The 12,040-nt window shown below is 38.7% G+C and carries 14 protein-coding genes and 2 pseudogenes; 13 read left to right on the top strand and 3 right to left on the bottom strand.

The window, feature by feature from the left end:
* Positions 1–202 precede the first annotated feature (202 nt).
* Together AC3WTL_RS15885 and AC3WTL_RS15880 are read left to right on the top strand one after the other, a co-directional pair.
* A pseudogene (locus AC3WTL_RS15885) lies at positions 203–427 on the top strand (DNA alkylation repair protein); the annotation flags it as partial.
* Positions 428–1,186: 759 nt separating this feature from the next.
* On the top strand, positions 1,187–1,816 hold the full coding sequence (locus AC3WTL_RS15880; protein WP_492369740.1) for a LysE family translocator: 630 nt from the start codon (positions 1,187–1,189) through the stop codon (positions 1,814–1,816).
* A 172-nt stretch (positions 1,817–1,988) separates the two neighbouring features.
* Here AC3WTL_RS15880 and AC3WTL_RS15875 read toward each other — a convergent pair whose 3' ends face one another.
* Positions 1,989–2,858, bottom strand: coding sequence for a LysR family transcriptional regulator (locus tag AC3WTL_RS15875; RefSeq protein ID WP_226619616.1), 870 nt, complete (start codon positions 2,856–2,858; stop codon positions 1,989–1,991).
* 314 nt (positions 2,859–3,172) lie between these two features.
* Between AC3WTL_RS15875 and AC3WTL_RS15870 the strand changes: the two genes are divergently transcribed.
* Positions 3,173–4,066 carry a DMT family transporter gene (locus AC3WTL_RS15870; RefSeq protein WP_492369739.1) on the top strand — a complete coding sequence of 298 codons (894 nt, stop codon included), beginning with the start codon at positions 3,173–3,175 and terminating at the stop codon, positions 4,064–4,066.
* A gap of 288 nt (positions 4,067–4,354) precedes the next feature.
* Here AC3WTL_RS15870 and AC3WTL_RS15865 read toward each other — a convergent pair whose 3' ends face one another.
* Entirely contained in the window at positions 4,355–5,359 is a 1,005-nt protein-coding gene (locus AC3WTL_RS15865; protein ID WP_492369738.1) for a DUF3231 family protein, read from the bottom strand.
* Positions 5,360–5,536: 177 nt separating this feature from the next.
* Here AC3WTL_RS15865 and AC3WTL_RS15860 point away from each other — a divergent pair, with 177 nt between their 5' ends.
* The 10 genes and pseudogenes from AC3WTL_RS15860 (at position 5,537) to AC3WTL_RS15815 (ending at position 11,159) form a co-directional block, all read left to right on the top strand.
* The gene (locus AC3WTL_RS15860) at positions 5,537–5,815 is read left to right on the top strand and encodes an ArsR/SmtB family transcription factor (protein ID WP_226619735.1); all 279 of its coding nucleotides are present in this window, start codon (positions 5,537–5,539) and stop codon (positions 5,813–5,815) included.
* 90 nt (positions 5,816–5,905) lie between these two features.
* Positions 5,906–6,289, top strand: coding sequence for a VOC family protein (locus tag AC3WTL_RS15855; protein ID WP_048009761.1), 384 nt, complete (start codon positions 5,906–5,908; stop codon positions 6,287–6,289).
* A gap of 47 nt (positions 6,290–6,336) precedes the next feature.
* Positions 6,337–6,882, top strand: coding sequence for a hypothetical protein (locus AC3WTL_RS15850; RefSeq protein WP_248349144.1), 546 nt, complete (start codon positions 6,337–6,339; stop codon positions 6,880–6,882).
* Between the two features lie 196 nt (positions 6,883–7,078).
* Entirely contained in the window at positions 7,079–7,879 is an 801-nt protein-coding gene (locus tag AC3WTL_RS15845) for a peptidoglycan-binding protein (protein ID WP_197248814.1), read from the top strand.
* Positions 7,880–7,998: 119 nt separating this feature from the next.
* Positions 7,999–8,184 (top strand): annotated as a pseudogene (locus AC3WTL_RS15840) (YVTN family beta-propeller repeat-containing protein); the annotation flags it as partial.
* A 74-nt stretch (positions 8,185–8,258) separates the two neighbouring features.
* Complete coding sequence (locus tag AC3WTL_RS15835) at positions 8,259–8,414, top strand: hypothetical protein (protein ID WP_492369737.1); 156 nt, start codon at positions 8,259–8,261, stop codon at positions 8,412–8,414.
* Between the two features lie 144 nt (positions 8,415–8,558).
* Positions 8,559–9,086 (top strand): CueP family metal-binding protein, encoded by a 528-nt coding sequence (locus AC3WTL_RS15830; protein WP_179288996.1) that lies wholly within the window; start codon positions 8,559–8,561, stop codon positions 9,084–9,086.
* Positions 9,087–9,229: 143 nt separating this feature from the next.
* A complete protein-coding gene (locus AC3WTL_RS15825) occupies positions 9,230–10,279 on the top strand; it encodes a flavin-containing monooxygenase (RefSeq protein WP_492369736.1) in 1,050 nt (349 codons plus the stop codon).
* A gap of 52 nt (positions 10,280–10,331) precedes the next feature.
* Positions 10,332–10,718, top strand: a complete 387-nt coding sequence (locus AC3WTL_RS15820; protein WP_304586354.1) for a hypothetical protein — start codon at positions 10,332–10,334, stop codon at positions 10,716–10,718.
* Positions 10,719–10,751: 33 nt separating this feature from the next.
* Entirely contained in the window at positions 10,752–11,159 is a 408-nt protein-coding gene (locus AC3WTL_RS15815; protein ID WP_304586352.1) for an NUDIX hydrolase, read from the top strand.
* Between the two features lie 171 nt (positions 11,160–11,330).
* Here the strand turns inward: AC3WTL_RS15815 and AC3WTL_RS15810 are convergent, their stop codons facing one another.
* Positions 11,331–11,906, bottom strand: coding sequence for a hypothetical protein (locus AC3WTL_RS15810; RefSeq protein ID WP_304586351.1), 576 nt, complete (start codon positions 11,904–11,906; stop codon positions 11,331–11,333).
* Positions 11,907–12,040 lie beyond the last annotated feature (134 nt).

Raw genomic sequence — 12,040 nt, 5'->3', positions numbered from 1 at the left:
CTACCTGTCCCCTATCGAATATAGAGGACAGGCAGCATAGGTGTTTTTTCTAAGTCTCAAAACTGTGGGTCAGTCCAGTCCAAGGGGGCTTTTTTTACTGCTTAACTGAACCATTATGCAGTACATCCTTTTTCTCTGATGAAAGAATACTCATTATTCCTGAAATGAAAGCAGATGCGGTTACAGAGTAACAGGATCGCAATCTGCATTAGAAGCTAATATTACGTAGGAAGAACCGGAAGTTCAATGGGCTATGAATTTCACCTCAGGCTGGATAGGTGTTTATGATGAAAAGAATCGTGCACGTTGTATTAAACTTGGTAAGAAAACGGGTCTTTATAAAGATGGAATAGTAGCAAAAGGATGTACTCCCAGCTATTTGCCGGAGTTTATTACAATTGAAGTTAACAAACGACATAATAATTAGTTACCTCTGAAAAATTTATTAATGCAAAAAATAAAGGAATTCAAAGCCTCAATAAAATTGTAATAGGCTTGGACCGAAAAATAGAAAACAACGCGTTATGGCAGCTAGTTAGTGAAATATGCGAGGAAGATGCTAAGGATTAACCCACTATCTCTTTTTGGTCTGTAGGGCGCTTATCTTTAAGAAGAACAAGGAGTGGTTAGTTGAAAATAAGAACGGAAAAATCCTATGTTTAATTCTTCTTCGATCCAAACATAGTAATTGCACGAGAAATTCCAAACAAACCGTATAGAAATATAGAGGAGTTTTGCTTGTGCCCTGGGTTTCATTATACGTATGAACTTAAGGATAACGAGGATTTTGAGTCTTTCCACCATAAAAAGAATAAACACTTAGAAGGAAAAGGTTATATAATAGAACAAGAGACAACTTTCACTATGTTCAAGGTAATGAATGAACACTCAAAAGATAAATTAGACCTTGTTTAGCCTAAGCCTTAAAAGGTGATTTTACCTATAGAACTAAAGGGTGCAAGAGCAAAAGTCTATGCTGTCATTTCAGCAGTTTTTTTCTTATTTAACTAATGGGGTAGTTTAGTTGAACTATCATCATTAGCAGCAAGTATTGATTATCCTTAAACGCTTTGCTAATTCTTGCTGAGTATTGTTCGCCATACAATTATAATATTGTATGGTTTTTTTTGTGCGTGTTATGATGATTCAAATCTAGTTTTAAAAACCTTAAGGAAGGAGCTTCAATATGTTCGGAATTCAGGATTTTAGTTTATTTTTAATCACAACTATTATTTTCATCATTGTCCCGGGGATTGATGCGATGTTTGTTTTAAGTAAAAATATATCAAATGGTCGTGCAAGCGGAATTGCTTCTTCTGCAGGTGTTGCTACAGGTGCATTTGTTCATACAGTCCTTTCTGTTATTGGTCTATCATTTATCTTATCTCAATCGGTTGTGATCTTTACAGCGCTTAAAGTTATTGGAGGTATATATTTAATTTATATTGGTGCAAAATCACTTTTCCAAAAAAGCAAGGAACTAGAAATAAAGCGTACCTCTAGTGGATCTCTGAAAAAAGATTATATGCAGGGTGTTCTGACAAATGTATTAAATCCAAAGAGTATCTTGTTCTACCTCTCCTTCTTACCACAATTCATTTCAGCAGATAACAGCTATGGTTCATTGCCATTCCTAATTTTGTGGGCAACATTCTCAATGTTTTTACTTGTTTGGTACGTCCTTGTTTCATATGGTGCCGCATTAGCAACCAAAAACTTAAAAGACAGCAAAGTAATTAATGCGATTATGAATAAGGTAGCAGGCGTTGTCTTTATTGGAATTGGTCTAAAATTAATGGCAGCTAAGCCACAATAGATGATCGTTTAAACCTGAGTTCATTTAAACTCAGGTTTTTTCTAACACAGTAATAAAATTTGTTCAACAAAATGCTGCTTTTATTCAAGATTTTCTTCTATTCAGGCGCTTTTTTTCTTTTTAAACTAAGGAGAAAATATCGGAATAGTACTTAGGTTATTGTAAAATTTTTTCACTCCCTGTTTCTGTATGATAAATATTCTAAGAATTCCTTGGACGCAAGAGAAAGTGATTTTTGCTCTCTCATAGCAATACCAATATTTCTAAAAGCAGGAACTTCCAACTCTTTCGCTATAATTTTGTGTGGAATACGCTGTAAAATCAATTCCGGTAATATACTGATTCCCAGCCCGTTTTCCACCATAGACATAATTGCGTAGTCATCCCATGTTGTAAAATTTACTTGGGGTGATATATGGTGGACCTCAAAAATTTCGGAGATTTCTGCTTTTGCCCCTTTTTCCAAAAGCATAAACGGGCTGTTCAATAAGCCGTTGATTGGAAACCTCTCGCAATTAGCAAGCGGATGATTTTGCGGAATCACTACCAGCAAACGGTCTTGCTCCAAAAAGATCGTTTCAAGTTCTGCTTTTGACGGCAGCCGCACAAATCCGAAGTCCACACGTCCATCTAAAACCCATCTTTCAATTTCTGTGTAATCACCAAGCAGAAGTTCAAAATCAATCTTCGGGTAATCCTTCTTAAAAACTCTGATCATGTTAGGGAGCCAATGAGTTGCTACGCTTGAAAATGTCCCAATACGAATCATCCCGGACTGTATATCGTGTAAGTCTTCGATCTGAGTCATTAAGATTTCCTGCTCATTGCAGATCCGCTTTAATTGGGGCAGCAACTTTAAGCCATCAGAGGTTAAACTGATACCCGCACGGCCTCTTTCAAAAAGGGAAACCCCCCATTCCGTTTCTAAATCGTTAATCATACGGCTGATACCAGACTGTGTATAATCCAGTGCTTCGGCAGCTTTCGTGAAGCTGCCGAATTCTGCTGCTTTGACAAATGCCATATATTTTTGGATATTCATAGCTCTTTTCCTTTCCCATCTGGTTTTGTCATATATACCATGAGAAACATTCGTTTTTGTAATGTGTGACACCATGATATGTTATTACTATCAAAAATTCAAGACAGGAAAGGAGAGCCATAAAAAATGTTTTTTGTGAGTGAAATAATGAAAAAAGCACCGGACCGCTTTAAGTCTCCGCCGCAAGAAAGAGTCGTCAATAACTTCCTAACCTATGCTAATCACATTCCGACTGAGATTGAAATGTGAAATTAAGCAAACATATTAAGAATCTGCGAAATACAAGCTGATTCGCAGATTGGCAGGAGCAGACGATGAATTCTAAAATTCCGTTTATATTATCAATGATTACTTTCGGTACAATTGGTCTGGTGGTCCGGTACATTGACTTAGCTTCGAGCGAAAGAGCTTTACTAAGCAGTTTCCTGGGATGCATATTTTTACTGTTGATATCCTTCATGATGAAGAAAAAAATATCATGGAGTTTAGTAAAAACGAATGCTTTATTTTTAATTCTTTCAGGTATTGCATTGGGAGGGAATTGGATTTTTCTTTATCAATCGTATGACTATACTACCATTGCGAATGCAACACTGGGTTATTACTTTGCGCCTGTGTTTGTGATGATTCTTTCACCGTTTGTACTTCGGGAACAATTATCCATTAAAAAAATGGTGTGTATTGGTGTAGCGATCATAGGTATGTGCATGATTGTAGGAGAAGGCATGAGTGCATCGGAATCACATGATATACTTGGACTTTCCTTTGGATTAATCGCAGCTGCATTTTATGCCGCGTTATTGATTTTAAATAAATTTATTAAAGATATGGGAAGGTTAGAGCTGACCATCATTCAGCTTGGAACAACTACTTTACTTCTAATTCCATATGTTTTCCTTACCGAAGGATTTGGCATCTTTGAAGTACCAAGTTCTTCCATTTCTTTCATTCTAATTTTAGGGATTGTCAACACAGGGATAGGTTTTTGGCTATTTTTCTCTGGTATGGAAAAATTAAAAGGACAGAGCATAGCAATGCTAAGTTATGTAGATCCCTTTGTAGCTATATTGATTTCTGCAATTATTCTGCAAGAACAAATGACAATTGTTCAACTGATTGGTGGTGTATTGCTATTAGGCTCTACACTTGTTAGTGAATTTAGATCAGTCAATTATTCAAAACAATTAATGAAAACACCTGCTGAGTAAACTTAAAAACAGTGGGAAGCACTTGTTTCCCACTGTTTTTATATTTTGGGGTTTATAATCATGGAATTTGTGAAACCTTTAACTTTAAAATACCTTGTTAAGGCGTTTTTACATTGTGAAGAATTGTACTTATTGTAACAGTATTAATGTTCAGGATCAGCTGCCAAATCAGGCGGCTTTTTTTATTAAACAAGCAAGGCAGGTTTGGTGAAGAAGGAATAACTGCTTCGAATTGGAATTATTATTAAATGAATTAAAAATATACCCCTCACAAATGAGGGGTATAACTTATTTATCCTGTGCAAGTTCTTTTCTATTGGGAGCGAGCGGCGGCTGTTCTAACCACTTGTTCTTCACCATAATGCCGAACCATTTTCGGGTGACTCCCAATGATTTCAGAATTGCTTTTTCATAAGCTAAGGCCAGGTCTGTACGCATGGATCCGGCTAGTCCTGTCCCGTAATATACTTGTGCAGTCTGCACCAGGAAACCCATATGATATAACATTAATTTATCTGAAAAAGGAGAGTCCTTTGACGTTGTAACCTCTGATTCCCACGACATTGGGACTGGCAAGTTATCCTTGTGCAATATTTTTGAAAGAGCCTGGAGGTTTTCGTCGGCGGTTTTTTCCAATTCTTCAAAAAACCTCCTTATATCTTTCGATTCTGTGACTTGGCTGAATCCGATGGAAAGTGCTTTTGCCATAATCCCCTTTTTAATGTTAAGGGAGATACTGATTATTTCTGTAGAAGATAAACGTCTCCCTTTTCCGAAAAATCCATCAGTAAAGTCTGTTGCAGTAATAATTTCAGGGTTTTCGGCAGGATAAAAATAGGGATCTCTCTGAAAAACTCCTTTTTTCAGAAGCAGCTCAATGGTTAAATCGTACATATTTTTTGCATCATCAACACATGAGCTGTAAAACTCCCGTATGTCCTTTCTGACCGAAACACCTAAAGCGGTTGTATGACCTAACAAGCCATGGATAGTCATAATATGTAAATAATTCAGGCAGAATATGTCTGAAAACAATCTCTCTGCACCTTTATTGAGGTCGGACTCCGAAAAACCAATGGGAATTGGAAATCCATCCTTCTCAATGAAGGAAACAAGCTGCTTCTTTTGCTTTTCCCCTGTCTTAATTGCTATTTCAAAAACTTGTTTTATTTCTTCGTCTTCTATAATTGAAATCATATACCTATTTACAATCTCGGTCATTGTTCCGTTTACATACTCCCCCCATAGTGTTCCTATTTCGGAAGATGTAAGCTTTACATTATCTTTTTCCAATTGTTCTCACCTCTTCAGTATTTTTTACAAATACAGAATGATGTATGCAGTTCTTTGGCTTAAACCTCTTAGACTTGTTCTCTGTGATTACTGCCAAGATTGAAACGGCACCTTTAGTAGGCAACTTAGAGGTTGCTTGTATTGACAAGTAACCAAATGGTTGCTTATAATTACAATATGAATTGGGACAAAGACGCTATATTCAAAGCACTTGGTGATTCGACCCGTCGGCTTATATTGGACGAACTGTCCGAACGCATAGAGATGACGCTATATGAACTGACGGCTCGTCTCATTATGAAGCACGGCCTTTCCATTTCACGGCAGGCAATAGCTAAACATCTTTCAGTATTGGAAGATGCACAGCTCATTAGATCCGAACGAAAGGGAAAATATCGGGTAATTATTTTTAATAACCAGCCACTTAAGAATCTGCTGGAAAGATGGCTGGAGTAACCTTACTAAAAGCGGAATAAGGATTCATACAGAGGTACGTGCGGACAATGCTTGAAGCCCGTTACAATTATCAAAGGAGGCAAATACATGTTGAAAGTTATTGTTACCAGTATCTTCGTCCAGGATCAGGAGAAGGCATTGAAATTTTATACCGAAACGCTGGGGTTTGTAAAAAAGCATGACATCCCAGTCGGGGAACACAGGTGGATCGCCCTGGTTTCTCCCGAAGATCAAGATGGTACGGAGCTTTTGCTGGAACCTAATGTACATCCGGCTGCCACAGAATATCAAAAGAAGATTTTTGCAGAAGGAATTCCGGCCACAATGTTTGGCGTTGCTGATCTTCACGAAGAGTATAACCGATTAATAAACCACGGAGTGAAGTTTACTATGGAGCCGACAGTAATGGGGGATGTCACATTGGCTGTATTCGATGATACATGCGGCAACCTTATTCAAATAGCGCAGAAGTAGCTTTATAAAATAAAAGAAGTTCTTGCATGTAAGTAAGGCGGTGAACAATGGACAGACAGCTGAAAGTGGAATTTCAAAGATCAAAGTCAGGCGATAAAGATGAGCGTTATGAAGCTTATCAGCACATTTTAAATGCTACTGACAAAGAAGTTGATTGGGCGTATGAAGTATGGGATCAGCTAGTAGAGGACTTGACACATAAAGATAACCATCAACGCTCCCGTGCAGCTCAATACTTAGCTAACCTGGCTAAAAGCGATCCAGAGATGAGAATTATGAGGGATTTCCCTAAGCTGTGGGAGGTAACAAAAGATGAAAAGTTTGTTACAGCCAGACATAGCCTTCAATCTATATGGAAAGTCGGGATTTCCGGTACACCCCAAAAAGAAATGGTCTTGGAAGTAATGGCTGAACGTTTTATTAATGGAACAGATGAAAAAAATTACACGTTAATCCGTAATGACATCCTTCAAAATATGAAAAATTTATATGATCATCTGAATGATGAGGCTATCAAACAAAAAGCTTTAGATCTGATTGATACTGTTGGTGACAAAAAATACAAGAAAAAGTACTTGGATATATGGAAATAGATCAAATTGCTGAAGATAAAGGTCTTCAGCTTTTTCTTATAATGTTGGGTAATATATACACAGACAAAATAGAACACATTATTGCAATATAATGGATGATAGAGGGACGAACGTTGTGATTCTGTTTGCAACACTCGAATAATGTCATTTCCTCCCGAATTCTTTTATATCAAAGGAAATTGGGGAGGATTTATTAATGTTAACGAGATTTAAAAACATGCTGATGGCCCTCGTGGCTGTGGTTCTCATGCTGGCAGCTCCTTCGTTTACAGAAGCGGCGCTAGGGGATCGGACACTTGCCAATGGATCATCAGGATCTGATGTTGCCGAATTGCAGGACTACCTGATGACAAAAGGGGTATTCCCATACCATACATCGACAGGATACTATGGAAGCATCACGGTGGAAGCCGTCAAGGATTTTCAGCGTAAGCGCAATCTGAAAGTAGACGGGATTGCCGGACCTCAAACAAGCCATGCACTAAAAGTCCTGCGATATGGAGACATTGGAAAGCAGGTCATCCAAATTCAATATCAATTAAAACAAACAGGTCACTACAAATCTAGCTTAGATGGTATTTATGGAAATGGTACGGTGAGCGCTATTAAGAGCTTTCAAAAACAGCAAGGTTTGACGGCGGACGGAATTGCCGGTCCTCAGACGAGAGCAGCGCTCGATCGAAAGGCGAAGCGCGGTACAGCGGCAGGTAAAACATTGACTGTGGAAAGCACAGCATATACAGCGAGTTGTGAGGGCTGTTCAGGTGTGACCAGGATGGGTCTGGATTTAAAAAAGTACCCTGATGCGAAAGTGATTGCCGTCGATCCAAGTGTCATTCCGCTTGGTTCCATCGTGAAAGTAGAAGGCTATGGAACTGCAATAGCAGCGGATATAGGCGGCGGCATCAATGGAAATTCAATAGACGTGTTCATTGCAAACCAGGGCGATGCCCTTCAGTGGGGGAGAAAAAGCGTTCGTGTGGAAATAATCGAATAGGTATGGGCTGGCTGCACTAATAGTAGTGCGGGCCAGCTTTTTTTGTTTTAGCAAAGGGCCTGGATAAGAGGGAATTCTTTATCATACCTATTAAATTTGCAGAGTTTATGGATTTCAAGAAGGAAGAAAAGTGGATCAAAGTGGGAATCGCTCCTGTCACTACAGGTGTTACTTCTGATGGAAAAACACTTGTTGCTGCATTAAATGGGGAAAATGCTCTCGCCGTTGTTGATCTTGATACGGAAAGGGTTGATAAAATTCCAGTGGGAACTGGTCCTGCACAAGTATATATTGATGAGAAGGGTTAGTTTGCCTATGTGGCCAACCAGGGAACAGAAGAAGCTCCTTCGAGCAGTGTAACATCAGGGATGAGCTTCTGATGATACTGAAAAAGGCAAACATGACCTGTATCATGGTGACGCATGATAAAGAAGATGTGGAAGCCATCTGCGGCAGAAGCATCGTATTTGGAAAAGCGGAAGGCAGACCAAGTAAAGCTCCTGGGAAGGAAAGTAAACTTACATTTGTAAGGTAGCTCTGTAAGGCCCCCTATAGAAGCGGGTCCTTTTGCTGTTCTGCCAGACACTTTATATTAGTAGCTTTCATAAATTGTTCATATTTATTTGCTATAGTACTTTGGTATAGTTAGAGATGAAGAAAGAATAAGGATGTGAAAACGATGAAGATCAAATTGGTTCTCGCTGCTTCACTGATTTCAATGGCATTAGCTGGCTGTGGACAAGCAGACTCCAAAGAAGATGCTGCTTCAGAGACTGAAGACATCAAAGCATTAGTGAACGATTACAGCGTTGGAAATATAAAGACCGGATCTGCCTCCATTACCTCGGAGCAGCTGATTGTTAAAGAATCGGACGGAGAGGAATTATCCTATGATCTGCCGGAAGAAGAGTTTTTCGTATCGATTGCGCCTTACGCTAATGAAACCCACCCTTGAACGAATCATAGCTTGACAGGTTGTCAAGGTGAACTGGCTGAAAAAGAGTTTGATGTATATATTGAGGATTCAAAAGGTAATGTGATTTTGGATGACAAGGTCAAAACCCAGGCAAATGGGTTTTTCGATTTATGGCTTCCAAGGGACAAAACCTATCAAATAAAGATTAAGCATGATGGAAAAGCATCAGAATCGGAAATTTCCACTTTTGAGGATGATGCTACCTGCATTACCACGATGCAATTAACATAAAAGGATCTGCTGCAGGGGAATACCTGCTATCGGGCTGCCATTGGGCGGCTCTTTTTTTTTGGAGAAATTGTATTCCTTTTTCTGGTTATTATGTATAATTATATTCAAATGTATATTTGAATGTAATGCGGGGAGCGATGGCCATGAAAAAATATGAAACTGTCATTATTGGCGGTGGTCAAGCCGGATTAGCAATGGGATATTTTTTGAAAAAAGAGAAGCTATCCTTTGTGATAATAGAAAAAAACGGTGGTATTGGGGACTCCTGGAGACAAAGATATAATTCCCTTATTTTATTTACTCCGCGCCGATATAGCAGTCTGCCCGGACTGCAAATGAGAGGTCCATCAGAGGAGTTTCCGACGAAGGATGACATGGCAGATTATCTGAATGAATATGTACAGCATTTTGATCTTCCAGTCATGCTGAATACGAACGTCACTCAGTTGAATAAGCTGCCAGACGGTTCGTTTATTATTGAGACTAACAGCGGTATCATTAAAGCTCAACAAGTTATCATCGCAGCGGGTGCATTTCAAAAACCTTATATACCTCCTCTTAGTAAAGATGGAACAGGTGCCTTCCAGCTTCACTCTTCAGAATATCGATCACCGGATGAAGTGCCAGGTGATGAGGTATTGATTGTGGGCGGTGGCAATTCGGGTGCGCAGCTTGCTGTGGAGTTAGCCAAAGACCGGAAAGTCACAATAGCTGTTGGCCATCGCATGAAATTTTTGCCCTTAACACTACTGGGGAAAAGCATTTTTTATTGGCTGGAAAAACTCGGCCTGCTGTTTGCGGGGACAAATACGATTAAAGGCAGCTGGTTTCAGAAACAGAAGGACCCGATTTTTGGAAAAGAGCTGAAAACACTCATTCAGAATAAGAAGGTTGATGTAAAGCCGACAGTTATACAGGTCAGTGATACAGAAGTTCTCTTTGGAGATGGGACTCAGAGGAATTTCGAAAGTATCATATGGTCTACTGGTTTTGTTCCCTCATACGATTGGATTCATATAGAGGGTGTGGTCTCTGGTGAAGGAAAACCAATACATAAAAGGGGGGTTACTGAAATAAAGGGGCTTTATTTTATTGGTTTACCTTGGCAATATCAGCGAGGATCCGCATTGATTTGTGGAGTTGGGCAGGATGCTGAATATTTGCTTAGTGCAATGCTTTCTAATAGAACATAGAATGATTAACACTTATAAACTATAACAAAATGAAGAGAGGACAGCCTTTATCATGGTAAACGTTTCAAATGCAGTTAAATTGGAATCCATCAAATCTTTCCAATCGACAATAGGTAAACTCGAAAAGGCCCTGACTCAGATGACTGAGAAAGGTGCCAATACTACCCTGGTAGAAAAGCGGCACAAAGCATGCTGCATCGGCTTAGCTGTCCTGGAGAATGTATGGGATCAGAAACTCCATCCTTATACCAGAGAGGAGTTAGCTGAAGCCCGCAAAGTTCTTATTGGTTTAATGCCTTCAATAGAGAGCGCTTATGCCAAGTTAAAAGAGGGAAGTCCCCAGAGGACGCTTTTGGAAAGAAGAATAAAAGCGTTAGAGCTGGCTGGGGAAGCGCTTGAGGATTTTTATGAAAGGAATAGCACTAAAGGTGTTGAATAGTTTATTTAAAGTAAGAGATAAGAGGGTGTTAAAATGCATAAGTGGCTTGGTTCGGCGGGAGTTTGCATTAGAGGGGATAAGGTCCTCATGGTATTGCAGGGGACAGCAGACGAACCAAAACGCTGGTCTGTTCCTTCAGGCGGTTTAGAAGAAGGAGAAACGTTTGAGGAATGCTGTATCAGGGAGGTAAGGGAAGAAACAGGGTTTGAGGTGAAGGTTATACGGACTATTTTCAATAAAATGAGTTGCAGCGGGGAAGTAAGATATTTTGAAGTGGAGATTATTGGAGGTGAAGCAACAATCCAGGATCCTGATCAATTGATTTATGACATTGCCTGGAAGAGTATCGAGGAAATAAAAACTTTAAAGTTATCGTTTCCCGAAGATCGAGCCTTTTTAATTACTCTTCCGTCTTTTGCTTATTGTGAAGAAGATTATTGAGTGGAATTATAAAGTGCTGAAATTATGAAACATTAGAAAGATGTAAATCCAGTTAATAAAAAGCAAGGTACATTTGACTCAAATGAAAAATACAACTGCTGCGTTCAGCCTGGCAGTTATTTAAATATAAAAATTTTTCAACATCCGAAAAGGAAAAGGATGAATGCAAATTCATTTATCCTTTTTGTATTTAGCCTCTGTCCACAAAAACACACTCGTGATAAATTTAGCTATCGTAATGACAATTAAATAACCAGCAAATAGATAGATATAATTTGTGTTTCCATAAAGCCTCATTAGCCCTATTGCGACCAGAACCGGCTTAAAGATAAATGCCATAACCGCAGAGGTAATGATCATATACAGATAGTAATTCTTTTCCCGGTTTATCGTCCATTGGTAAACAAGCATAAAAGTAACAGGAACGAAACTCGAATCAAGGGTTAACCCTGGCAGCATTGGGATCACTGGGAAAGGATAGTTTAAGTATCCTGAATTTTTCGCAAATAAGTCAATATATCCGAATATTACATGAATACTGTAACCATAGAAACCAAAGAAAAAAATTTTATTTTTATCAATTTTAAAAAATAGGTAGATAAGAGGACCTATAAGAAGTCCTGCCATTAACCAGTATTCAAATGAAGTAAAAAGCTCAAAATCTAACCAATACTTATTTAGAGCCTCTTGTCCCTCTTTCCCCATTCTCACTATATGATCAAATTGCTCAAGTCGCTTATCCGGCATTTACCGAGTCACCCTTATAAAAGTATATTTAAGGGTATTTTAGCTCTAAAACAGGAAAATATTCACAACAATTCCTGTTTCTAATGTCATAAGACTCTTGGATGTATTATGTTTTTTCATTTTTAATAAAACAA

This window comes from Cytobacillus sp. EB106-05-05-XG126, assembly GCF_058791715.1.
The sequence above is the reverse complement of the archived record's forward strand: the minus strand, read 5'-3'. Positions and strand labels throughout refer to the sequence as shown.